Annotated in this window: 21 protein-coding genes and 1 other annotated feature; of the genes, 15 read left to right on the top strand and 6 right to left on the bottom strand. The window is 53.5% G+C overall.

The window, feature by feature from the left end; genetic code table 11:
* Position 1: 1 nt before the first annotated feature.
* The gene (radA, locus tag AC07P6_RS25890; RefSeq protein ID WP_110272687.1) at positions 2–1,384 is read left to right on the top strand and encodes a DNA repair protein RadA; all 1,383 of its coding nucleotides are present in this window, start codon (positions 2–4) and stop codon (positions 1,382–1,384) included.
* A 29-nt stretch (positions 1,385–1,413) separates the two neighbouring features.
* On the top strand, positions 1,414–2,646 hold the full coding sequence (nadR, locus tag AC07P6_RS25885) for a multifunctional transcriptional regulator/nicotinamide-nucleotide adenylyltransferase/ribosylnicotinamide kinase NadR (RefSeq protein WP_181483698.1): 1,233 nt from the start codon (positions 1,414–1,416) through the stop codon (positions 2,644–2,646).
* Positions 2,647–2,800: 154 nt separating this feature from the next.
* Here nadR and ettA read toward each other — a convergent pair whose 3' ends face one another.
* A complete protein-coding gene (gene ettA / locus AC07P6_RS25880; RefSeq protein WP_110272790.1) occupies positions 2,801–4,468 on the bottom strand; it encodes an energy-dependent translational throttle protein EttA in 1,668 nt (555 codons plus the stop codon).
* Between the two features lie 331 nt (positions 4,469–4,799).
* Between ettA and sltY the strand changes: the two genes are divergently transcribed.
* Together sltY and trpR are read left to right on the top strand one after the other, a co-directional pair.
* On the top strand, positions 4,800–6,737 hold the full coding sequence (gene sltY / locus AC07P6_RS25875; RefSeq protein ID WP_478314998.1) for a murein transglycosylase: 1,938 nt from the start codon (positions 4,800–4,802) through the stop codon (positions 6,735–6,737).
* Positions 6,738–6,854: 117 nt separating this feature from the next.
* Positions 6,855–7,187, top strand: coding sequence for a trp operon repressor (gene trpR / locus AC07P6_RS25870; protein WP_110272684.1), 333 nt, complete (start codon positions 6,855–6,857; stop codon positions 7,185–7,187).
* Here trpR and yjjX read toward each other — a convergent pair.
* A complete protein-coding gene (yjjX, locus tag AC07P6_RS25865; protein ID WP_112215068.1) occupies positions 7,174–7,689 on the bottom strand; it encodes an inosine/xanthosine triphosphatase in 516 nt (171 codons plus the stop codon). The genes trpR and yjjX overlap by 14 nt on opposite strands.
* 114 nt (positions 7,690–7,803) lie before the next feature.
* Between yjjX and gpmB the strand changes: the two genes are divergently transcribed.
* Positions 7,804–8,451, top strand: a complete 648-nt coding sequence (gpmB, locus tag AC07P6_RS25860) for a 2,3-diphosphoglycerate-dependent phosphoglycerate mutase GpmB (RefSeq protein ID WP_182236155.1) — start codon at positions 7,804–7,806, stop codon at positions 8,449–8,451.
* Here gpmB and robA read toward each other — a convergent pair.
* The gene (robA, locus tag AC07P6_RS25855) at positions 8,448–9,317 is read right to left on the bottom strand and encodes an MDR efflux pump AcrAB transcriptional activator RobA (RefSeq protein ID WP_110272681.1); all 870 of its coding nucleotides are present in this window, start codon (positions 9,315–9,317) and stop codon (positions 8,448–8,450) included. The two genes, gpmB and robA, sit on opposite strands and share 4 nt — an antisense overlap.
* Before the next feature lie 209 nt (positions 9,318–9,526).
* Here robA and creA point away from each other — a divergent pair, with 209 nt between their 5' ends.
* The 4 genes from creA to creD are packed head-to-tail and all read left to right on the top strand — an operon-like array spanning position 9,527 to position 13,563.
* Positions 9,527–10,000, top strand: a complete 474-nt coding sequence (gene creA / locus AC07P6_RS25850) for a protein CreA (RefSeq protein ID WP_434660217.1) — start codon at positions 9,527–9,529, stop codon at positions 9,998–10,000.
* A 12-nt stretch (positions 10,001–10,012) separates the two neighbouring features.
* Positions 10,013–10,702, top strand: a complete 690-nt coding sequence (gene creB / locus AC07P6_RS25845; protein ID WP_304255780.1) for a two-component system response regulator CreB — start codon at positions 10,013–10,015, stop codon at positions 10,700–10,702.
* A complete protein-coding gene (gene creC / locus AC07P6_RS25840; protein WP_478314997.1) occupies positions 10,702–12,126 on the top strand; it encodes a two-component system sensor histidine kinase CreC in 1,425 nt (474 codons plus the stop codon). The genes creB and creC overlap by 1 nt, the downstream gene beginning before the upstream one ends.
* Before the next feature lie 57 nt (positions 12,127–12,183).
* Positions 12,184–13,563, top strand: a complete 1,380-nt coding sequence (gene creD / locus AC07P6_RS25835; protein WP_478314996.1) for a cell envelope integrity protein CreD — start codon at positions 12,184–12,186, stop codon at positions 13,561–13,563.
* A gap of 54 nt (positions 13,564–13,617) precedes the next feature.
* Here the strand turns inward: creD and arcA are convergent, their stop codons facing one another.
* Positions 13,618–14,334, bottom strand: a complete 717-nt coding sequence (arcA, locus tag AC07P6_RS25830; protein ID WP_004132265.1) for a two-component system response regulator ArcA — start codon at positions 14,332–14,334, stop codon at positions 13,618–13,620.
* Positions 14,335–14,429: 95 nt separating this feature from the next.
* Here arcA and yjjY point away from each other — a divergent pair, with 95 nt between their 5' ends.
* From yjjY to thrC, 6 genes are all read left to right on the top strand, one after another.
* Positions 14,430–14,570 carry a YjjY family protein gene (gene yjjY / locus AC07P6_RS25825; RefSeq protein ID WP_110272677.1) on the top strand — a complete coding sequence of 47 codons (141 nt, stop codon included), beginning with the start codon at positions 14,430–14,432 and terminating at the stop codon, positions 14,568–14,570.
* A 399-nt stretch (positions 14,571–14,969) separates the two neighbouring features.
* Complete coding sequence (locus tag AC07P6_RS25820; RefSeq protein WP_434660213.1) at positions 14,970–15,656, top strand: tRNA/rRNA methyltransferase; 687 nt, start codon at positions 14,970–14,972, stop codon at positions 15,654–15,656.
* 212 nt (positions 15,657–15,868) lie between these two features.
* Positions 15,869–15,937 (top strand): thr operon leader peptide, encoded by a 69-nt coding sequence (gene thrL, locus AC07P6_RS25815; protein ID WP_004222578.1) that lies wholly within the window; start codon positions 15,869–15,871, stop codon positions 15,935–15,937.
* Positions 15,876–15,993 (top strand) — a sequence feature (Thr leader region). It overlaps the preceding gene by 62 nt.
* 25 nt (positions 15,994–16,018) lie before the next feature.
* A complete protein-coding gene (thrA, locus tag AC07P6_RS25810) occupies positions 16,019–18,481 on the top strand; it encodes a bifunctional aspartate kinase/homoserine dehydrogenase I (protein ID WP_181483690.1) in 2,463 nt (820 codons plus the stop codon).
* A gap of 1 nt (position 18,482) precedes the next feature.
* The gene (gene thrB, locus AC07P6_RS25805) at positions 18,483–19,412 is read left to right on the top strand and encodes a homoserine kinase (RefSeq protein WP_181483689.1); all 930 of its coding nucleotides are present in this window, start codon (positions 18,483–18,485) and stop codon (positions 19,410–19,412) included.
* Positions 19,413–19,415: 3 nt separating this feature from the next.
* Positions 19,416–20,696 (top strand): threonine synthase, encoded by a 1,281-nt coding sequence (gene thrC, locus AC07P6_RS25800; protein ID WP_478314995.1) that lies wholly within the window; start codon positions 19,416–19,418, stop codon positions 20,694–20,696.
* A gap of 50 nt (positions 20,697–20,746) precedes the next feature.
* Here the strand turns inward: thrC and yaaA are convergent, their stop codons facing one another.
* Positions 20,747–21,520 (bottom strand): peroxide stress protein YaaA, encoded by a 774-nt coding sequence (yaaA, locus tag AC07P6_RS25795; RefSeq protein WP_478314994.1) that lies wholly within the window; start codon positions 21,518–21,520, stop codon positions 20,747–20,749.
* A gap of 77 nt (positions 21,521–21,597) precedes the next feature.
* A complete protein-coding gene (locus tag AC07P6_RS25790) occupies positions 21,598–23,028 on the bottom strand; it encodes an alanine/glycine:cation symporter family protein (protein ID WP_478314993.1) in 1,431 nt (476 codons plus the stop codon).
* Between the last annotated feature and the right edge of the window lie 149 nt (positions 23,029–23,177).

Here is a 23,177-nt window from a genome sequence, read left to right as displayed (position 1 = left end):
CGTGGCGAAAGCTCCAAAACGCGCATTTGTCTGTAATGAATGTGGTGCGGATTATCCGCGCTGGCAGGGGCAGTGCAGCGCCTGTCATGCCTGGAATACCATCACCGAGATGCGCATTGCCGCTTCGCCGCAGGTGGCAAGAAATGAGCGTCTGTCAGGGTACGCCGGGAATGCTGGCGTCTCTAAAGTGCAGAAACTCTCTGAGATCAGCCTGGAAGCGCTGCCGCGTTTTTCGACTGGCTTTAAAGAGTTCGACCGCGTGCTCGGTGGCGGCGTGGTGCCGGGCAGCGCGATTCTGATTGGCGGCAGCCCTGGCGCGGGTAAATCGACGCTGCTGCTGCAAACCCTGTGCAAGCTGTCAGAAGGCATGAAAACGTTGTACGTCACCGGGGAAGAGTCGCTCCAGCAGGTGGCGATGCGCGCTCATCGTTTAGCGCTACCGACTGCGAATCTCAATATGTTGTCTGAAACCAGCATTGAGCAAATCTGCCAGATTGCTGACGAAGAAAAGCCGCAACTGATGGTTATCGACTCCATCCAGGTGATGCATATGGCCGACGTGCAGTCGTCGCCGGGCAGCGTGGCCCAGGTGCGTGAAACGGCAGCCTATTTAACGCGCTTTGCTAAAACTCGCGGTGTGGCGATTATTATGGTCGGCCACGTCACCAAAGATGGTTCGCTGGCCGGGCCAAAAGTGCTGGAGCACTGTATCGATTGCTCTGTTCTCCTTGATGGTGATGCTGACTCCCGTTTCCGTACTCTGCGTAGCCATAAAAACCGCTTCGGCGCAGTCAATGAGCTGGGCGTATTCGCCATGACCGAGCAGGGCCTGCGTGAGATTAGTAACCCATCGGCCATCTTCCTGAGTCGCGGGGATGAAGTGACCTCCGGTAGTTCGGTGATGGTGGTCTGGGAAGGTACTCGCCCGCTGTTGGTGGAAATCCAGGCGCTGGTCGACCATTCGATGATGTCTAACCCGCGCCGCGTGGCGGTGGGGCTGGAGCAAAACCGTCTGGCCATCCTGCTGGCGGTGCTGCACCGTCACGGCGGCCTGCAGATGGCCGATCAGGACGTGTTCGTCAACGTTGTCGGCGGGGTGAAGGTCACCGAGACCAGCGCCGATCTGGCGCTGCTGCTGGCGATGGTTTCCAGCTTGCGCGACCGACCGCTACCGCAGGATCTGGTGGTCTTCGGCGAAGTGGGGTTGGCAGGCGAAATCCGCCCGGTGCCGAGCGGACAGGAGCGTATTTCAGAAGCGGCTAAACATGGTTTCCGTCGGGCTATTGTTCCGGCGGCCAACGTGCCGAAAAAAGCGCCGGAAGGGATGCAAATCTTTGGCGTGAAGAAGCTTGCGGACGCACTTAGCGTCTTTGACGACTTATAGACATATAATAAGTTAAAAGGAGACTCGCTATGTCGTCATTTGACTATTTAAAAAGCGCCATTAAGCAGAAGGGTTGTACGCTACAGCAGGTGGCGGACGCCAGCGGGATGACAAAAGGCTATTTGAGCCAGTTGCTGAACGCCAAAATTAAAAGCCCGAGCGCGCAGAAGCTGGAAGCGCTGCACCGGTTTCTGGGGCTGGAATTTCCGCGTCGGCAAAAAAGCGTGGGCGTGGTTTTTGGTAAATTTTATCCGCTGCATACCGGGCATATTTATTTGATTCAGCGCGCCTGTAGCCAGGTCGATGAGCTGCATATCATTATGGGTTACGACGATCCTCGCGATCGTGAACTGTTTGAAAAGAGCGCGATGTCGCAGCAGCCGACCGTCCCCGATCGCCTGCGTTGGCTGCTGCAAACCTTTAAGTATCAGAAAAATATTCGCATCCATGCCTTTAATGAAGAGGGCATGGAGCCTTATCCGCACGGCTGGGATGTCTGGAGCCGTGGGATCCGCGCCTTTATGAGCGAGAAGGGTATCGAGCCAAACTGGATCTACACCTCGGAAGAGGCCGATGCGTCGCAGTATCTGGAGCATCTGGGCATCGAAACCGTACTTGTCGATCCGAAACGCACCTTTATGAGCATCAGTGGTGGTCAGATTCGTGAAAACCCGTTCCGCTATTGGGAATATATTCCTACCGAGGTGAAGCCGTTTTTCGTGCGCACGGTAGCGATTCTCGGCGGCGAGTCGAGCGGTAAGTCGACCCTGGTAAATAAGCTATCCAATATATTTAACACCACCAGCGCCTGGGAATATGGCCGTGATTATGTCTTTTCGCATCTCGGTGGCGATGAGATGGCTTTGCAATATTCCGACTATGACAAGATTGCTCTCGGCCATGCGCAGTATATTGATTTTGCGGTGAAATACGCCAATAAGGTGGCGTTTATCGATACCGATTTCGTCAGCACCCAGGCATTTTGTCTGAAGTATGAAGGTCGGGAACATCCTTTCGTTCAGGCGCTGATCGATGAGTATCGCTTTGATCTGGTTATCCTGCTGGAAAACAATACGCCTTGGGTGGCCGATGGTCTGCGTAGCCTTGGTAGTTCAGTGGATCGCAAGGAGTTCCAGACGCTGCTGGTGTCGCTGCTCAGAGAGAATGAGATCGACTTCGTGCATGTAAAAGAGGCGGATTACGATGCCCGATTCCTGCGCTGCGTCGAGCTGGTCAAAGAGATGATGGGTGAGCAGGGGTAGTTCAGTACCTCTGCGGTCTGATGCCCTCACCCCGACCCTCTCCCACGGGGAGAGGGAGAAAACCGACCTGCCCGGTGCAGAGGGTTGATCCCCTCGCCCCTTTGGGGAGAGGGAGCAGACATTAAAAAGGGCAACTTGCGTTGCCCTTTTGCTTTTATTTCGAGATACGCTTGTACTTGATACGCTTCGGCTCCAGCGCGTCTGCGCCGAGGGTGCGTTTCTTGTACTCTTCGTATTCGGTGAAGTTACCTTCAAAGAACTCGACTTTACCTTCATCCTGATAATCCAGAATGTGGGTTGCTACGCGGTCAAGGAACCAACGGTCGTGCGAGATAACCATTGCGCAGCCCGGGAATTCCAACAGGGCGTTTTCCAGCGCGCGCAGGGTTTCGATGTCCAGGTCGTTGGTTGGTTCATCGAGCAGCAGTACGTTACCGCCAACCTGCAGCAGCTTCGCCAGATGCAGACGACCGCGCTCACCGCCGGACAGTTCGCCGACGCGTTTGCCCTGATCGACACCCTTAAAGTTAAAGCGGCCCACGTAGGCACGGCTTGGCATTTCGGTGTTGCCGATACGCATAATATCTTGTCCGCCGGAAACTTCTTCCCACACGGTTTTGCTGTTATCCATCGCGTCACGGAACTGATCAACGGAGGCCAGCTTCACGGTGTCGCCCAGGGTAATGGTGCCGCTATCAGGCGCTTCCTGACCGGACATCATGCGGAACAGGGTGGATTTACCCGCACCGTTTGGACCGATGATGCCGACGATAGCCCCTTTCGGTACTGAGAAGCTCAGGTCGTCAATCAGTACACGATCGCCGTAAGATTTACGCAGGTTACTGACTTCAACCACTTTATCGCCCAGACGAGCTCCTGGTGGAATAAACAGTTCGTTAGTTTCGTTACGTTTCTGGTATTCAGCGCTGTTCAGCTCTTCAAAGCGTGCCAGACGGGCTTTACCCTTAGACTGACGGCCTTTCGCGCCCTGACGAACCCACTCCAGCTCCTTCTCGATAGATTTACGACGGGCCGCTTCCTGAGAAGCTTCCTGCGCCAGACGCTGATCTTTCTGCTCCAGCCAGGAGGAGTAGTTACCTTCCCACGGAATACCTTCGCCACGGTCAAGCTCGAGGATCCAGCCGGCAACGTTATCGAGGAAGTAACGGTCGTGGGTAATCGCCACGACGGTACCTTCGAAGTCGTGCAGGAAGCGTTCCAGCCACGCCACGGATTCGGCATCCAGGTGGTTAGTCGGTTCGTCGAGCAGCAGCATGTCTGGCTTTTCGAGCAGCAGACGGCACAGCGCCACGCGGCGACGTTCACCACCGGACAGATTGGCGATTTTGGCATCCCAATCCGGCAGACGCAGTGCATCCGCGGCGCGCTCAAGCTGCACGTTCAGATTATGGCCATCGTGCGCCTGGATGATCTCTTCAAACTTGCCCTGCTGAGCGGCGAGTTTGTCGAAATCGGCATCCGGTTCAGCGTACTTAGCGTACACCTCGTCCAGACCCTTCAGCGCGTTGACCACTTCGGCCACGGCTTCTTCGACCGATTCACGAACGGTCTGCTCTGGATTCAGCTTTGGTTCCTGCGGCAGGTAGCCAATTTTAAGGCCGGGCTGCGGGCGAGCTTCGCCTTCGATATCGGTATCAATGCCGGCCATAATACGTAGCAGGGTAGACTTACCGGCGCCGTTCAGGCCGAGAACGCCGATTTTTGCACCTGGGAAAAAGCTCAGGGAGATATTTTTCAGAATATGACGTTTCGGCGGAACCACTTTGCCGACACGATGCATGGTATAAACGAATTGAGCCACGTTGGACTTCGCCTCTTTTATATACTCTTCATCCTTCAGGCTGCCTCTGTGTTGGCTGCATTCGAAAACCCCGGTTACATAGCCATCTATGCTCGCAGGGATTTTCTCTTTTGCCGCCTTGATGCAGCCAGAATGATTTTGAGTAGGGTAGTGAATAGTTATCAAAGGCGAAGTGTAGCCTTTTTCACGTTCTAATCCCAGCCAGCAGAGCTCACTCGCAACAAAAGTAAAAAAGTGTCCGGAACGTGGCACTTTCTGCAATGTCTGATTAGCATGAATCTATTAAGCGGCATGATGCTGCACAGACGTAACACGATAAGAGGAAGAGCTTGTGGACAAAGCCAAACACGTTACCTGGCGCCTGCTGGCGGCCAGCGTATGTCTACTGACGCTAAGCCAACTGGCGCATGCGGATTCACTGGATGAACAACGCAGCCGCTATGCTCAAATTAAACAGGCGTGGGACAACCGACAAATGGATGTCGTTAACCAGTTGATGCCGACGCTGACGACTTACCCGCTCTATCCTTATCTCCAGTACCGGCAGATAACCGATGATTTGATGAACCAACCCGCTCTGGTGGTGACCAATTTTATCGCCTCCAACCCGACGCTGCCCCCGGCGCGATCGCTGAAATCACGTTTCGTCAACGAGCTGGCGCGTCGTAGCGACTGGCGTGGACTGTTGTCCTTCAGCCCGGATAAACCAGCCAGCACCGAAGCACAGTGTAATTACTACTATGCAAAATGGAGTGTGGGCCAAACGCAGGAAGCCTGGGATGGGGCGAAAGAGCTGTGGCTGAGTGGCAAAAGCCAGCCAAATGCCTGCGACCAGCTGTTTGGTGCCTGGCGCGCCTCCGGCCAGCAGGATCCGCTGGCTTACCTTGAGCGGATCCGTCTGGCGATGAAAGCGGGGAATACCAGTCTGGTACGGGTTCTGGCCCAGCAGATGCCGTCTGATTATCAAACGATTTCGACGGCGGTTGTCGCGCTGGCTAACGATCCCAATAGCGTCATGACTTTCGCACGCACTACCGGGGCGACGGACTTTACGCGCCAGATGGCGGCGGTCGCTTTTGCCAGCGTTGCGCGTCAGGATGTGGAAAATGCGCGCCTGATGATCCCATCGTTAGCGCAGGCACAGCAGCTGAATGAAGACCAGACCCAGGAGCTGCGGGATATTGTCGCCTGGCGTCTGATGGGCAGCGACGTGACCGAAGAGCAGGCTATCTGGCGCGATGATGCCATTATGCGTTCGCAATCCACCTCGCTGGTGGAACGCCGGGTGCGGATGGCGCTTGGCGCTGCAGATCGACGTGGTTTGAACACCTGGCTGGCGCGTTTGCCGATGGAGGCGAAAGAGAAGGATGAATGGCGCTACTGGCAGGCCGATCTGCTGCTGGAGCGCGGGCGTGATGATGAAGCCAAAGACATTCTGCGTTCTCTGATGCAACAACGCGGCTTCTACCCGATGGTCGCTGCCCAGCGTCTTGGCGAAGAGTACACTTTCCGCATCGATAAAGCGCCGGCTAATCTCGATCCGGCGTTAACCTCCGGGCCGGAAATGGCGCGGGTTCGCGAGCTAATGTACTGGAATATGGATAATACCGCGCGTAGCGAGTGGGCGAACCTGGTGACCAGCAAGACCAAAGATCAGCAGGCGCAGCTGGCGCGGTACGCGTTTAATCAGAACTGGTGGGATCTCAGCGTCCAGGCCACGATCGCCGGGAAATTATGGGATCAGTTGGAAGAGCGTTTTCCGCTGGCTTATAACGACATCTTTACCCGCTATATCAGCGGTAAAGATATCCCGCAAAGCTACGCGATGGCGATTGCGCGTCAGGAGAGCGCCTGGAACCCGAAAGCCGGTTCACCGGTGGGGGCCCGCGGCCTGATGCAGATTATGCCGGGTACGGCTACGCATACGGTGAAGATGTTTAATATTCCGGGTTACAGCGGCACGTCGCAGCTGCTGGATCCGGAAATGAATATCAACATCGGTACCAGCTACCTGCAATATGTTTATCAGCAGTTTGGCAACAATCGTATCTTCGCCTCTGCTGCCTATAATGCGGGTCCTGGACGCGTTCGTACCTGGCGCGGCAACAGCGGTGGGCGTATCGATGCAGTGGCGTTTATCGAGAGTATTCCGTTCTCGGAAACGCGCGGTTACGTGAAAAACGTCCTGTCTTATGATGCCTACTATCGCTACTTCATGGGACAAAAAGATACGCTTATGAGCGATGCGGAGTGGAAGCTGCGCTACTAATACCATCACCTTCGGGCAACATAGCATTTTGCTATGTTGCCCGAAATCCATAGAGTACGGACAGAAGTATGTTATGCTTTGTACTCGTTAGTGAGTACACACGACAGGTGGCGTAACATGACCCAACAATCCCCTTATTCAGCAGCCGTAGCCGAACAGCGTCATCAGGAGTGGCTGCGCTTCGTGGCGCTTTTGCAGCAGGCATACGCCGACGATTTGCATCTGCCGCTTTTACAACTCATGCTGACTCCCGACGAGCGCGAGGCGCTGGGGACGCGAGTGCGTATTATTGAAGAGCTGCTGCGCGGCGAGATGAGCCAGCGCGAGCTGAAAAACGAGCTTGGCGCCGGGATTGCGACTATCACCCGTGGCTCAAATAGCCTGAAGTCAGCCCCGGCGGAGCTTCGCCAGTGGCTGGAACAATCGCTGCTGAAAGTTAACGATAAATAGCGTTATGAAACGGGCTTAGCGCCAGCACGACCGCCTGATGATAAACGCTGCTGCGCGTAAGCTTCCCGGCGGTAAACACGCCAATGGCTCCCTCTTTGCGACCAATCTCATCGATGCCGGTATACTGCGACATCACCGGCCCCAGGGCTTCGCCAGCGCGAACTTTTTCAAGAATAACTTGTGGGAGCGGCAGAGTCGCTGAGCGCGCTTCGCCGCGCAGATTCCCATCATCAATCACTACCCAGCTAAAAGTGCTGCCTTCGTCGATCCCGGCTTCAATGGCTACCCAGAAGTCGGCATTTGGCTGCGCGCGGCGCGCATTCGTCACGCGGTTTCGTGCGCCAGCGCGCGTTTCGTCGCTACCGAATGGCTGTTCCGGCACGCCGCTCTCGACGGAGACGGACTCAATATGGCAGGATCCTTCACCGAAGATCTCGTTAAAAGCCTGCAGAATTGCCTGAATTTTGGCGGGATTAGTGGTAGCTGAGACAACATGGTGCATAATCAAAACAACTCAGAATTACTTAACATCATCGCAGTATACTCCAAATCATTGTTGTTGCTGGCGGCTATGCTTGTCACTCAATGGTTAAGAGCTCAGAACGGATAATAAAGCATGTTAGAGGTATACCTTGTTCGCCACGGCGAAACGCAGTGGAACGCCGAGCGACGTATTCAGGGCCAGTCGGACAGTCCACTTACCGCCCACGGTGAGCGTCAGGCCTGGCAAGTCGGCGAGCGTGCCAGAACGTTGGGCATCACGCATATTATCGCCAGCGATTTAGGCCGTACGCGGCGCACAGCGGAAATCATTGCTGAAGCCTGTGGTTGCAACATCATTCCTGAGCCCCGCTTGCGTGAGCTGGATATGGGCGTGCTTGAGAAACGCCATATCGACTCGTTGAGCGAGGAAGAAGAGGGTTGGCGTCGGCAACTGGTTAACGGCACGCCAGACGGTCGTATTCCGCAAGGGGAGTCAATGCAAGAGCTGAGCGATCGTATGCATGCGGCGCTGGCGTCTTGTCTGGAACTGCCTGCGGGCAGTCGGCCGCTGCTGGTGAGTCATGGGATGGCGCTGGGCTGTCTGGTGAGTACGATTCTTGGCTTGCCGGCGTATGCCGAGCGTCGCTTGCGCTTGCGCAACTGCTCCATTTCCCGCGTTGATTATCAGCAAAGCCCCTGGCTGGCATCAGGCTGGGTTGTAGAAACCGCGGGGGATGTTTCGCATCTTGATGCCCCCGCGATGGATGAACTACAGCGTTAACGACGAATCGGGATCAGGTACTCACAGCGCAGCTGAATAGGTGGTTCCTGATTCCGGCTTTCATCTTCCGGGAAGAAACGCTCAATATCCAGACCCTTACGGCGGGTGAGGTTGAGCATCGGCATACAGGTGCCGTAAACCGTCAGGATAAATTCCTGTAAACCCGTACCTAAACCTTCGTAGGTAAACATCACGTACTCGCCGCCTTCCAGAATAACTGGATGGGAGTTGTGCAGGTGACCGTTAGCCAGTTCTGGCGTCAGCGCGGTGGTGTAGAACACCTCTTGCTCATCGTCTTTATCCTGGCTTGGACGCGGCTCATGCAGCCCGTACAAGGTCGGGGGTATCGTCGGCGTATTAGCAAGGAATTCTCGCCAGAATTGGACGCGCATCTGGTTACGGAAATCGGAGATTTCCTCCAGCTTGCAGGTGTAGCTCTGGGTGACGCCAACCAGTTGAGTCGTGTTAAGAGTGACAAACTCGTGTTTCGGCATCGCGAACTCGCCCAGACGCAGTGGGGGGCGCATACCGTAAGAGCTCCAGTCTGGAGAACGACGATAAAGAGCTGGCGTTAGTGAGAATTGCTTTTTGAACGCGCGCGTAAAGGTCTGCTGCGAATCAAAGCGATATTGCAACGCAATATCCAGAATCGGACGCGCGGTCAGGCGTAGGGCTACCGCCGACTTGGATAAGCGACGGGCGCGAATATAGGCACCGATGGCGTGGCCGGTTACGTCCTTAAACATTCTTTGTAAATGCCACTTGGAATAGCCTGCCTTCGCTGCCACATTGTCCAGTGAGAGTGGTTGATCCAGGTGACCTTCCAGCCAGCTAAGGAGATCGCGAATAATCCCTGCTTGATCCATAAAATATCCCCATCCTTAAACTCAGGTGCCTGATACTAAAGGTAGCGGATAATAGCATTTTTTGATGTTTTAGCATTCAGTGTTTTTTTTGCTTTTAAATGCGATTATTCCAGATGTTATGGTGGTAATTTTGTAAAGCTGTGATCTATAAAACTTTTCTTCTTAATGTGTGATAATCACTCAGCTAAATTTTTAAAAATGGTAACAATATGAAATACAAGAAGTTAGTTGCGGGTATGTTTTTACTGGCCGGCTGTCAGATGGCGCAGGCGGAGCAAATCGGCTCGGTGGATACCGTGTTTAAGTTTCTCGGACCGGACCATAAGATAGTCGTTGAGGCTTTTGACGACCCGGATGTCCAGAACGTGACGTGCTATATCAGCCGGGCGAAAACCGGGGGAATTAAAGGCGGATTGGGTCTGGCGGAAGATACCTCTGATGCCGCGATATCCTGTCAGCAGGTAGGGCCCATTGAGCTGACGGATAAAATTAAAAAAGGCAAAACCCAGGGCGATGTAGTCTTCCAGAAACGTACCTCGCTGGTATTTAAAAAGCTGCAGGTCGTGCGTTTTTACGATGCCAAACGTAACGCGCTGGTCTATCTGACCTATTCGGATAAAATCGTTGACGGCTCGCCGAAGAATGCCATTAGCGCCGTGCCAATTATGCCATGGAATAAATAACAGGGAACGACGATGCAACAACCGCGGATCTGGTTGGTGGAAGATGAGTTGAGCATTGCGGATACGCTGGTCTACATGCTGCAACAGGAAGGTTTTATCGTTACGGCGTTTGAACGTGGACTGCCTGCACTTGATGCGGCCCACCTTCAGGTACCCGACCTGGCGATTCTGGATGTTGGGCTGCCTGATATCAGCGGCTTTGAACTATGCCGTCGACTGCTGGCCCGCCATCCGGCGCTGCCGGTGCTGTTTCTGACGGCCCGCAGTGAAGAGGTGGATAAGTTACTTGGCCTGGAAATCGGTGCTGATGATTATATCGCCAAGCCTTTTTCCCCTCGTGAAGTCTGCGCCAGAGTGCGCACTGTCCTGCGGCGGTTGCAGAAATTCGCGGCTCCTTCGTCGCTAATGCGCGTGGGGGAGTTTACGCTCAATGATGCCTCCGCCCTGGTGACGTGGTACGGTCAATCGTTGAATCTCACCCGCTATGAGTTTCTGCTGTTAAAAACGCTACTGCACGCCCCTGGTCGCATATTTTCCCGCCAGCAGCTTATGGAGCAGGTATGGGGCGATGCGAACGAGAGCTTCGATCGCACCGTTGATACCCATATCAAAACCCTGCGCGCTAAGCTGCGCGAAGTGAATCCCAACATCTCCCCCATCAATACGCATCGCGGCATGGGCTATAGCCTCGGAGGCTTCTGATGCGCATTGGGATGCGCTTGTTGTTGGGCTACTTCTTGATTGTGGCGATTGCGGCGTGGTTTGTTCTCTCCATTTTCGTCCAGGAGATTAAGCCGGGCGTGCGGCGGGCAACGGAAGACACGTTGATCGATACCGCGACCTTGCTCGCAGAGCTGGCTCGTGAGGACCTGCTTTCCGCCGATCCGCAGCATGGACGCCTGGCCCAGGCCTTTCAGACGCTTCATCGTCAGCCGATCAACGCCAACATCGCCGGTATTAACAAAGTTCGCAATGAATATCACGTCTACATGACCGATGCGCAAGGGAAGGTGGTGTTTGATTCCACGGGTAAAGCGCTGGGACAAGACTACTCTCGCTGGAACGATGTCTGGCTTACATTGCGCGGACAGTACGGTGCGCGCAGCACGCGCAGTGACCCGAACGATGATAATAGTTCGATTATGTATATCGCCGCACCGGTCACTGATAATGGTCGAATTATTGGCGTGCTGAGCGTCGGCAAACCGAACCTGGCCATGGCACCGGTTATCAAACGTAGCGAGCGGCGTATTCTGTGGGCGAGCGGCGCACTGCTGGGAATTGCACTACTGATTGGCGCTGGGATGGTGTGGTGGATTAATTTCTCCATCGGTAAGCTGGTTCGTTACGCAGATTCGGTGACTGCCGACCGGCCGGTTCCGTTGCCGGATGTGGGCAGCAGAGAACTGCGTAAACTGGCGCAGGCGCTGGAGAGTATGCGTCTCAAGCTGGAGGGTAAAAACGCGATTGAGAACTATGTTTATGCGCTGACTCATGAGCTGAAGAGTCCGCTGGCGGCAATTCGCGGCGCGGCGGAAATTCTCCATGAAGGTCCTCCACCTGAGATAGCTGCGCGCTTTACTGGCAATATCCTCGCGCAAAATGCGCGGATGCAGTCTCTGGTGGAGAATTTGCTCCAGCAGGCGCGTCTTGAAAACAGGCTGGAGATTGCGCGGCGCCCTGTCTCTGTCGCTGCTCTTTTTAGCCGCCTGGCTGAGGAGCGTGAAATAGCGCTGGCGGCGAAAAATCTCACTCTCTGCTGGCAGGAAACCAATCTGTCAGTTGAGGGCGATAGCGAACTCCTGGCGCAGGCGTTAGGTAATTTGCTGGATAACGCTATTGATTTTACGCCTGTTGAAGGAGAGATCCTGCTTGGCGCAGAGGAAAGCGATGGAGGCGTGCTATTAACGGTGAGCGATACGGGTAGCGGTATTCCAGATTATGCCCTGGGACGCATCTTTGAGCGTTTCTATTCTTTACCGCGAGAAAATGGTCATAAAAGTAGTGGTCTGGGCCTGGCATTTGTCCGTGAAGTCGCACGCTTACATCAGGGAGATATCCAGTTGATCAATCGTCCCGAAGGCGGCGTGTGCGCTTTGCTAAGACTTCACGCTCACTTCACATAGCTTCAAACTCCCCCCACATAGCCCATCTAAGGTGTACCCATCACTAAGGAGAGGGCTATGTTGAAATCACCACTATTCTGGAAAATGAGCACCCTGCTGGGATGCATTTTACTGTTGTCGATCCCGCTGATGATCGTCAGGCAACTGATCGTTGAACGTGCGGATTATCGCAGCGATGTTGTCGATGCTCTACAGAGCAGTACTAGCGGGCCGCAAAAGCTGACCGGGCCGCTGATTGCTATTCCCGTTACCGAGACGCTGACCCGCATTGAAGATAAAAAAGAGGTTGAGTATCAACGTAGTTGGCTGCATTACTGGTTGCCAGAAACGCTGGCGATAACCGGAAAACAGAATGTTGAATCGCGGAAAATCGGCATTTATGAAGGTCAAATTTGGCACAACGATCTCGGAATTAAAGCGCATTTCGACGTTTCCCGTCTGGCTGAACTCAAAAAAGACAATATTGCGTTGGGCCAACCTTTTATGGTGGTCGGCGTTAGCGATGCACGCGGGATTGGCGCTATCGTCGCGCCGCAGATTAATGGTGAGACGTTGTCCGTAGAGCCAGGGCTCGGTCTTAGCGGTAGCGGAGAGGGCATTCATATGCCGATGCCGTTGTTATCATCTGAACAAAAAACGCTGGATGTTGAATTCACACTTAACCTGAACGGAACCGGGAGCTTCTCGGTGGTGCCGATCGGACGCAACAGTGAACTGCAACTGGCCAGCAACTGGGCACACCCTGGTTTTCTCGGCGATTTTCTTCCCGTTAACCGTGAGGTCAGCGCTTCGGGCTACAGCGCTCACTGGCAAAGCAGCTGGTTTGCCAACAACATGGCGAAGTTTTTTGTTGACGATCGGGAGGTTGAGTGGCGACAGCTGCCTGCTTTCAACGTCAACGTTACCACACCAGCCGATCAGTACCAGCTGACCGATCGAGCGACGAAATATGCCATTCTGTTGATTTCACTAACTTTCATGGCATTTTTCGTATTCGAAAGTTTAACCCAGCGCCGTTTGCACCCGATGCAGTATCTGCTGGTGGGGCTGTCGTTAGTGATGTTCTACCTGGTATTGCTGGCGCTTTCTGAGCATATCGGCTTTACACCATCCTGGATTGTCGCCAGCCTGATAGGGGCATTAATCAACGGGGTGTATCTGCATGCCGTCATGAAAGGGTGGCGTAATAGTTTGCTTTTCGTCTGCGCGTTATTACTGCTGGATGGTGTGATGTGGATGCTCTTGCGTTCAGAAGATAGTGCCTTGTTGTTGGGGACTGGAGTGCTGCTATTGGCGTTGAGTGCGCTGATGTTCCTGACGCGCCATGTTGACTGGTATGCTTTATCTCTCCCGAAGCCGAAGGAAGAGCAGCCAGGTGGCGATGGCAATGACGGTGGTGATAGTGGGAGCGACGACAAACTCAGAATCTGGAAATAAAAAAAACGGCGCGAATAGCGCCGTTTTTACGTTATTACCGCAAGAGAACCAGAGTTATTCCTGCAGGTCGCCACAGAAGCGGTACCCTTCGCCATGAATGGTGGCGATGATTTCCGGGGTATCCGGAGTGGACTCAAAATGCTTACGAATGCGACGGATGGTCACGTCTACGGTACGATCGTGTGGCTTAAGCTCACGACCGGTCATTTTCTTCAGCAGTTCTGCGCGAGACTGGATTTTGCCTGGATTTTCGCAGAAGTGCAGCATGGCGCGGAATTCACTGCGCGGCAGCTTGTACTGCTCACCATTTGGGCTTACCAGTGAACGACTGTTGATATCCAGTTCCCAACCGTTGAATTTATAACTTTCTACGCTGCGGCGTTCTTCACTCGGCGTACCCAGATTCATGGTACGGGAGAGCAGGTTGCGTGCGCGAATCGTCAGTTCACGAGGGTTAAATGGTTTAGTGATATAGTCATCGGCACCGATTTCGAGGCCAAGAATCTTATCCACTTCGTTATCGCGACCGGTAAGGAACATTAGCGCGACGTCCGCCTGTTCACGCAATTCGCGTGCTAACAGGAGACCATTTTTACCTGGTAGGTTAATATCCATGATCACCAGGTTGATATCATTTTCAGACAGGATCTGATGCATTTCCGCGCCATCGGTCGCTTCGAATACATCGTAACCTTCTGCTTCGAAAATACTTTTTAACGTGTTGCGTGTTACCAACTCGTCTTCAACGATAAGAATGTGCGGGGTCTGCATGTTTGCTACCTAAATTGCCAACTAAATCGAAACAGGAAGTACCAAAGTCCCTGACCTGCCTGGTACATGTCGCAAATTAACATGCCCGGCGTAACATGACTAAAGTACGTAATTGCGTTCTTGATGCACTTTCCATCAACGTCAACAACAACATTAGCTCGGTCGTGGGTACTTTCCCTCTGGACCCGACGGTGTCAAAAACGGCTGTCATCCTAACCATTTTAACAGCAACATAACAGGCTAAGAGAGTCCTGACACCCAATAAAACTACGCTTCGTTGACATATATCAAGTTCAATTGTAGCACGTTAACAGTCTTGTGAAATCATTGCATCGATATGCGATTCATAGTCACAATTCATACACGGCTCAATTAGTTGCGCTAAGAAAATAATAAATATGATGAATCCAACGCCTTGAAACGTACTCTGACATAAATTTCATTGCCAAACATATGGATAAAGACGTTCTGTTAACATACTCCGTGTCGTGGGGCCTTGGGAATAGTTTAGTTTTTTTTATGGGTGATCAAACTCAAATTTAGTGATTTTTGTTGCAAATTTGTAAATTCTCAACGCGTAAAATGAACGCGTGGAGTGATATTTCCGCTGCGTAAAAAGGTAAAAGAGAAACCGAATGCGTTTATCAATTGTATTAGTGTCCCCCGCTCGGGCTGAGAACGTAGGTGCTGCAGCACGAGCAATGAAAACAATGGGGTTTAGCGACATGCGTATCGTCGATAGCGATGCTCATTTGCAGCCTGCGGCGCGCTGGGTTGCACACGGCTCCGGGGATATTCTCGATAATATCAGCACTTATCCCACCCTGGAGCAGGCGCTACATGATGTCGATTTTACTGTTGCCACCACTGCCCGTAGCCGGGCGCGTTTCCATTACTACGCGACGCCGCAGCAGCTGTTGCCGCTGCTGGAGGAGAAAGCGCAGTGGATGAATCATGCCGCGCTGGTGTTTGGTCGTGAAGATTCCGGGCTAACTAACGAAGAGCTGGCCCTTGCCGATGTGTTGACTGGTGTACCGATGGTGGCGGACTATCCTTCGCTGAACTTAGGACAGTCGGTGATGGTGTATTGCTATCAACTGACCTCTTTGTTGCAGCAAACCCCGGCGACATCTGCCGGCGTGGATGATAATCAGCTGCAGGCATTACGTCTAAGAACGCTCGACTTGCTCACCCGACTGGGTGTCGGGGATGATATAAAACTTACCGATTGGCTACAGCAGCGAATCGGTCTTTTACAACAGCGCGATACTGCGATGCTGCATCGTTTATTGCATGATATTGAAAAAAACCTATCAGAGTAAAGTGCTGTCATATTATTTTTATATGGTTTTATATTCTGATTTCATCTGTCCTTATGCGTAAACCCGGGGGGATTGTCAGGTAATTATGGCGCATTGACCGGGTGCGCAAAAAATGGCTAAAAGTAGAAAATCGTTGACTTAAGTCGACAGATACTTTAACCAATATAGGCACAGGACACAGACAGATAAAAATTACAGAGTACACAACATCCATGAATCGCATCGGCATGATTACCACGATTATCACCACCACTATTACCACAGGTAACGGTGCGGGCTGACGCGTACAGGAAACACAGAAAAAAGCCCGCACCTGAACAGTGCGGGCTTTTTTTTCGATAAAAGATTAAGGGGTTACAACCATGCGTGTGTTGAAGTTCGGCGGTACATCAGTGGCAAATGCAGAACGTTTTCTGCGAGTTGCCGATATTCTGGAGAGCAATGCCAGGCAGGGGCAGGTAGCCACCGTACTTTCTGCCCCTGCGAAGATTACTAACCACCTGGTTGCGATGATTGAGAAAACGATCGGTGGTCAGGATGCACTTACCAATATCGCCGATGCCGAACGCATTTTTGCCGAACTTCTGCAGGGGCTAGCTGAGGCCCAACCTGGTTTCCCGCTTGCTCAGCTGAAAATTTTTGTTGAGCAAGAATTTGCGCAAATCAAGCATGTGCTGCACGGTATCAGCCTGCTTGGGCAGTGCCCGGATAGCGTCAACGCTTCGCTAATCTGCCGGGGTGAAAAGCTTTCTATCGCGATTATGGCCGGTCTGCTGGAAGCGCGTGGTCATCACGTCACGGTCATTAACCCAGTCGAAAAATTGCTAGCAGTAGGTCACTACCTTGAGTCCACAGTTGATATCGCTGAATCGACTCGCCGCATTGTCGCCAGTCAGATCCCATCAGACCATATGGTGCTGATGGCCGGTTTCACCGCGGGCAATGAAAAGGGTGAACTGGTGGTTCTGGGTCGTAACGGTTCTGACTACTCCGCCGCGGTACTGGCTGCCTGCCTGCGCGCCGACTGTTGTGAAATCTGGACTGACGTCGATGGTGTTTATACCTGCGACCCTCGTCAGGTGCCAGATGCGCGCCTGCTGAAGTCGATGTCTTATCAGGAAGCGATGGAGCTTTCTTATTTTGGTGCCAAAGTTCTGCACCCGCGTACCATTGCGCCAATCGCCCAGTTCCAGATCCCTTGTTTAATCAAAAATACGGGTAACCCGCAGGCACCAGGCACGCTTATCGGTGCGAGTCTTGATGAAGATGGTCTGCCGGTGAAGGGGATCTCCAATCTTAATAATATGGCGATGTTCAACGTCTCCGGTCCGGGCATGAAAGGCATGGTAGGAATGGCGGCGCGTGTTTTTGCTACCATGTCTCGCGCCGGAATTTCTGTCGTTTTGATCACCCAATCCTCTTCGGAATACAGCATCAGCTTCTGCGTACCGCAGAGCGACTGCGCGCGGGCGAAGCGGGTGATGGAAGAAGAGTTCTATCTGGAACTGAAAGAGGGCCAACTGGAACCGCTTTCTATTATGGACCGTCTGGCGATCATCTCTGTTGTCGGTGATGGGATGCGGACTCTGCGCGGTATCTCCGCCAAGTTCTTTGCCGCGCTGGCGCGCGCCAACATCAATATTGTCGCGATTGCTCAGGGCTCTTCTGAGCGTTCCATCTCTGTTGTTGTCAGCAATGATGACGCAACAACCGGCGTGCGCGTGACTCACCAGATGCTGTTCAATACCGATCAGGTCATTGAAGTGTTTGTTATCGGTGTCGGCGGTGTCGGAGGTGCGCTGATCGAACAGATCAAGCGCCAGCAAAGCTGGCTGAAGAGTAAACATATCGATCTGCGCGTTTGCGGCGTCGCCAATTCTCACGCTTTGCTGACCAACGTACACGGTCTCAATCTTGAACACTGGCGCGATGAGCTGGTGGAGGCCAAAGATGGATTTAATTTGGGTCGACTTATTCGTTTGGTGAAAGAGTATCACCTGTTGAACCCGGTTATTGTCGACTGTACCTCCAGCCAGGCCGTCGCCGATCAGTACGCGGATTTCTTGCGCGAAGGCTTCCACGTGGTCACGCCGAACAAAAAGGCGAATACTTCATCACTCGATTACTATCACCAACTGCGTCATGCCGCGAGCAGCTCTCGGCGTAAGTTCTTATACGATACCAACGTCGGCGCGGGCCTACCGGTCATTGAAAACCTGCAAAATCTGCTGAATGCTGGCGATGAGCTGCTGCACTTCTCCGGTATTCTGTCCGGCTCGCTGTCGTTTATCTTCGGTAAGCTGGATGAAGGCATGAGTTTCTCTGATGCAACGAAGCTGGCGCGTGAGATGGGCTACACCGAACCGGATCCGCGTGACGATCTTTCCGGCGTTGATGTTGCGCGCAAGCTGCTGATCCTGGCACGTGAAACCGGACGTGAGCTGGAGCTGTCTGACATTATCGTTGAGCCGGCGCTGTCGGCAGGTTTTGACGCCAGCGGCGATGTTGAAAGCTTTATGGCACGCCTGCCTTCTCTCGATGATGAGTTTGCCTCACGGGTCGCTAAAGCGCGCGATGAAGGTAAAGTCTTGCGTTATGTTGGTAACATCGAAGAGGATGGCACCTGCCGCGTGAAAATTGCCGCGGTTGACGGCAACGATCCGCTGTTCAAAGTGAAAAACGGCGAGAACGCGCTGGCCTTTTACAGCCACTATTATCAGCCGCTGCCGCTGGTGCTGCGCGGCTATGGCGCGGGTAACGATGTAACGGCGGCGGGCGTATTCGCTGACCTGCTGCGTACCCTGTCATGGAAGTTAGGAGTTTAAGATGGTCAAAGTATATGCCCCGGCTTCCAGTGCTAATATGAGCGTCGGGTTTGATGTGCTGGGGGCTGCGGTGACGCCGGTCGACGGTACGCTGTTGGGAGACAATGTGACGGTGGAAGCCGCTGAGAGCTTCAGCCTGCAAAACGTTGGTCGTTTCGCCAGCAAGCTGCCGACAGTTCCGCAGGAAAATATCGTCTATCAATGCTGGGAGCGTTTCTGTCAGGAAATTGGCAAAAAGATCCCGGTGGCGATGACGCTGGAAAAAAATATGCCGATCGGTTCCGGCCTGGGTTCCAGCGCCTGTTCCGTCGTCGCTGCGCTGGTGGCAATGAATGAATTCTGCGGTAAACCGCTCAATGAAACCCGGATGCTGGCGCTGATGGGCGAGATGGAAGGGCGGATTTCCGGCAGTATTCATTACGATAACGTCGCGCCTTGCTACCTTGGCGGTATCCAGTTGATGCTTGAAGAAAACGGCATCATCAGTCAGCAGATTCCAGGGTTTGACGAGTGGCTATGGGTGCTGGCTTATCCGGGGATTAAAGTCTCAACGGCGGAAGCGCGGGCGATTCTCCCGGCACAGTATCGCCGCCAGGACTGTATTGCACACGGTCGCCATCTGGCGGGCTTCATTCACGCCTGCTATACCCGTCAGCCTCAGCTGGCGGCGAAATTGATGAAAGATGTGATTGCCGAACCGTATCGTACCAAACTACTGCCGGGCTTCAGCGAAGCGCGTCAGGCAGCAATGGAAATTGGCGCGCAGGCGTGCGGCATTTCCGGTTCCGGTCCGACGTTGTTCGCGTTATGCGATAAACCGGAAACCGCGCAGCGCGTCGCCGACTGGCTGGCTACGCACTATCTGCAAAATCAGGAAGGCTTCGTTCATATTTGTCGGCTGGACACGGCGGGCGCTCGAGTAGTGGGATAACCAATGAAACTCTATAACTTAAAAGATCATAACGAACAGGTCAGCTTTGCGCAGGCCGTGACGCAGGGGCTTGGCAAGCAGCAGGGACTGTTCTTTCCGCACGATCTGCCGGAATTCAACCTGAGCGAAATCGATGACATGCTGGCGCTGGATTTTGTCTCGCGTAGCGCGAAAATTTTATCGGCAATGATTGGCGATGAGATCCCGCAGGCGGTCCTGCAAGAGCGTATCGGCGCAGCCTTCGCCTTCCCGGCGCCGGTCAGCAAAGTGCAAGACGACGTGGGCTGCCTGGAGCTGTTCCACGGCCCAACGCTGGCGTTTAAAGACTTCGGCGGCCGCTTTATGGCGCAGATGCTGACCCATATCGCGGGCGACAAACCGGTGACCATTCTGACGGCAACGTCGGGCGATACCGGTGCGGCGGTGGCACACGCGTTTTATGGCCTGCCAAACGTCAAGGTCGTCATCCTCTATCCGAGCGGCAAAATCAGCCCGCTGCAGGAAAAACTGTTCTGTACCCTCGGTGGAAACATCGAGACCGTCGCTATCGATGGTGATTTTGATGCGTGTCAGGCGCTGGTTAAGCAGGCTTTTGACGATGAAGAGCTGAAGGTTGCGCTAGGTCTGAATTCGGCAAACTCAATTAATATTAGCCGCCTGTTGGCGCAGATTTGCTACTACTTTGAAGCGGTAGCACAGCTGCCGCAGGAAGCCCGTAATCAACTGGTTATCTCTGTGCCAAGCGGCAACTTTGGCGACCTGACTGCGGGTCTGCTGGCGAAGTCTCTGGGCCTGCCGATCAAACGCTTTATTGCGGCAACCAATGCCAATGATACCGTGCCGCGCTTCCTGCAGGACGGTAACTGGTCGCCGAAAGCGACACAGGCTACCTTGTCTAACGCCATGGACGTCAGCCAGCCGAATAACTGGCCGCGCGTGGAAGAACTGTTCCGCCGCAAGACCTGGCGTTTGAACGAGTTAGGTTACGCGGCGGTGGATGATGAAACCACCAAAGACACCATGCGTGAACTGAAAGCCATTGGCTATACCTCAGAACCGCATGCGGCGATTGCTTATCGCGCGCTGCGCGACCAGTTGCAGCCTGGTGAGTATGGTCTGTTCCTTGGAACGGCACATCCGGCGAAATTTAAAGAGAGCGTGGAAGAGATTCTTCAAGAGACGCTGCCGCTGCCGAGAGAGCTGGCCGATCGTGCTGACTTGCCACTGCTGTCACATAACCTGCCTGCAGATTATGCCGCGCTGCGTAAGCTGATGATGGGTTAAGCCTGAAGCATGCTCCCCTGACGCGCCGTTCTGCGCCAGGGGAGTCTGTTTTACTGTTCGTAGCGTTTAAATACCATCTCGCCTTTGTCTGAAGCATCGGCATCAAAGAAATAACCTTCGCTATCAAAGTGGGTTAGCTGCTCGGGTTTGGTTAAGCGATTTTCAATAATGTAACGACTCATTAAGCCGCGCGCTTTTTTAGCATAGAAGCTGATCACTTTGAACTTACCGTTTTTCTCATCGAGGAAAACCGGCTTAATCAACTGACCCTCAAGCTGTTTGGTTTTGACCGATCTGAAGTATTCATCAGAGGCCAGGTTAATCACGACATCGTCACCTTGCGCTTTCAGCGCCTGATTCAACTTATCGGTAATCACCTCTCCCCAGTACTGATACAGGTCTTTGCCTTTTGCGTTTTCAAGCTTAATGCCCATTTCCAGGCGATAAGGCTGCATGAGATCCAGCGGGCGTAGCACGCCGTAAAGGCCGGAGAGCATACGCAGATGCTGCTGGGCAAAATCAAAGTCAGCTTCGCTAAAGGTTTCTGCCTGTAGGCCAGTGTAGACATCGCCCTTAAACGCCAGAATGGCCTGACGGGCGTTATCCGGTGTGAAATCCGGGTGCCAGTCATGAAAGCGGGTCGCATTGAGGTCAGCCAGTTTATCGCTGATGCTCATCAGCTTACCTATTTGCGGTGCTGATAGCTGACGGGCGATGCTGATAAGCTCCTGAGAATACTCTAATAGTTCAGGCTGGGTATAGCGAGCGGTCGCCAGCGGGCTTTGATAATCAAGCGTTTTTGCAGGTGAAATCAGAATCAGCATATCCAGTCCTTGCGGGAAATTTGTTATGACTTTATCAAAAAAAAGTCCTGGGAGGATCGATAGCTGCGATTGCCGCGTTATTCACGCGGCAGATTATCCCAGGTCCCCGGCACCAGTTGCTGTTGAATCTCGGGATAGCGGGTGACATCAAACTCTGGTCGCTGCCCCAGTCGGCGCTGGCGTAGGTAATCACTGGCAATGATCCGTACCGTTGGCGACAGCAGCAGGATTGCCGTCAGGTTAGTAATCGCCATGAGTGCCATGATGATATCCGCCATCTGCCAGACAACCGGTAAACTGACCATCGCTCCGGTGACAACCATGCTCAGCGTGAGAAGTCGTAGCACCCAGATGTTCCGTGTACTATCCAGGCGCAGAAAGATCAGATTATTCTCGGCATAGATGTAGTTTGCAACGATGGAACTGAAGGCGAAAAGCAATACGATAAAGGCGACAAAGCTGGACCCCCAGCCGCCGACGAGGTTGCTCATGGCATGTTGAATCGCCTGAATACCGTTCACCGCCTCACCGTTGTCGTCTCTCGGCGCGAGCATGATGATCACGGCGCTGGCAGTGCAGACCACTATCGTATCAATGAAGACGCCTATCATTTGGACGATTCCCTGAGCGGCAGGATGCGGGGGCCAGGAAGCCGCCGCCGCCGCGGCATTCGGTGTCGAACCCATGCCAGCTTCGTTGGAGAACATACCGCGCTGAAAACCGCTGGTGAGTGCCTGGCTAATGGTATAGCCGACCGCGCCTGCGGCCGCTTCTTGCCAACCGAAGGCACAGCGGAAAATGGTTTCAAAAATCGTCGGCAGCGCGGTGAAATGCCAGAGACCGATGATAAGGCTGGCCATCACCCAAAGCAGGGCCATCACGGGGACTACCCATTGCATTAATCGTGCTACGCCACGAATGCCGCGAACGATAACCAATAGGGTAAGAATCGCGAGCACACTGCCGGTGATAATCTCGGGTAAATGGAATGCGTACTCCATCGCATGCGCAACGGAGTTGGCCTGCACGGTGTTGAAAATGACGCCGTAGGCTATCAGTAGCAAAATGGAAAACAGGACTCCCATCCAGCGCATGCCTAATCCTCGAGCCATGTACCAGGCGGGCCCGCCGCGAAATTGCCCGCGAGAGTCGCGTTCTTTATACAGCTGTGCGAGGGAGCACTCAGCGAAGCTGCTGGCCATACCGAGCAGGGCGGAGACCCACATCCAAAAAACAGCTCCGGGTCCACCAGCGGTAATGGCGAGTGCGACGCCGGCCAAATTACCGCTACCGACGCGCGCAGCCAGACTGGTACACAATGCCTGAAAGGATGTTAATCCTCCAGGCTGCGGCTGAAGACTTTTTTTCAGACTTTTGCCAAACTGGCGAACATAACGAAACTGAATATATTTTGTTCGCCAGGTAAACCAGACACCAGCGCCCAGTAACAGGTAAATCATTACCGAGCCCCAGAGTACTTCATTGATAAAAGACAGAAAATCAGGCATTAAACATCCTCTTGTCCATGCCGGCGCGCGAGTGTAAGCGCTACCAATTCAGTGACAATCCTTTAGTGTTCAGATAATTAATTGGCTGAGTTTATCACACTCTGCGCTCTTACATTGTCGGCGGTTGCGCTGACCCGGCAGCGTGTTAT

This window comes from Klebsiella sp. GFKo11 (assembly GCF_056490265.1).
This window is presented reverse-complemented; position numbering and strand designations above follow the sequence as displayed.

Bases quoted from the DNA above. Each gene is read 5' to 3' on its own strand.
- creC (WP_478314997.1), top strand. From the start codon at position 10,702: ATGCGCATTGGGATGCGCTTGTTGTTGGGCTACTTCTTGATTGTGGCG.
- gpmB (WP_182236155.1), top strand. From the start codon at position 7,804: ATGTTAGAGGTATACCTTGTTCGCCACGGCGAAACGCAGTGGAACGCC.
- yjjY (WP_110272677.1), top strand. From the start codon at position 14,430: ATGACTAAAGTACGTAATTGCGTTCTTGATGCACTTTCCATCAACGTC.
- trpR (WP_110272684.1), top strand. From the start codon at position 6,855: ATGACCCAACAATCCCCTTATTCAGCAGCCGTAGCCGAACAGCGTCAT.
- thrC (WP_478314995.1), top strand. From the start codon at position 19,416: ATGAAACTCTATAACTTAAAAGATCATAACGAACAGGTCAGCTTTGCG.
- thrB (WP_181483689.1), top strand. From the start codon at position 18,483: ATGGTCAAAGTATATGCCCCGGCTTCCAGTGCTAATATGAGCGTCGGG.
- thrA (WP_181483690.1), top strand. From the start codon at position 16,019: ATGCGTGTGTTGAAGTTCGGCGGTACATCAGTGGCAAATGCAGAACGT.
- creB (WP_304255780.1), top strand. From the start codon at position 10,013: ATGCAACAACCGCGGATCTGGTTGGTGGAAGATGAGTTGAGCATTGCG.
- robA (WP_110272681.1), bottom strand. From the start codon at position 9,317: ATGGATCAAGCAGGGATTATTCGCGATCTCCTTAGCTGGCTGGAAGGT.
- nadR (WP_181483698.1), top strand. From the start codon at position 1,414: ATGTCGTCATTTGACTATTTAAAAAGCGCCATTAAGCAGAAGGGTTGT.
- AC07P6_RS25820 (WP_434660213.1), top strand. From the start codon at position 14,970: ATGCGTTTATCAATTGTATTAGTGTCCCCCGCTCGGGCTGAGAACGTA.
- creD (WP_478314996.1), top strand. From the start codon at position 12,184: ATGTTGAAATCACCACTATTCTGGAAAATGAGCACCCTGCTGGGATGC.
- yaaA (WP_478314994.1), bottom strand. From the start codon at position 21,520: ATGCTGATTCTGATTTCACCTGCAAAAACGCTTGATTATCAAAGCCCG.
- yjjX (WP_112215068.1), bottom strand. From the start codon at position 7,689: ATGCACCATGTTGTCTCAGCTACCACTAATCCCGCCAAAATTCAGGCA.
- creA (WP_434660217.1), top strand. From the start codon at position 9,527: ATGAAATACAAGAAGTTAGTTGCGGGTATGTTTTTACTGGCCGGCTGT.
- AC07P6_RS25790 (WP_478314993.1), bottom strand. From the start codon at position 23,028: ATGCCTGATTTTCTGTCTTTTATCAATGAAGTACTCTGGGGCTCGGTA.
- arcA (WP_004132265.1), bottom strand. From the start codon at position 14,334: ATGCAGACCCCGCACATTCTTATCGTTGAAGACGAGTTGGTAACACGC.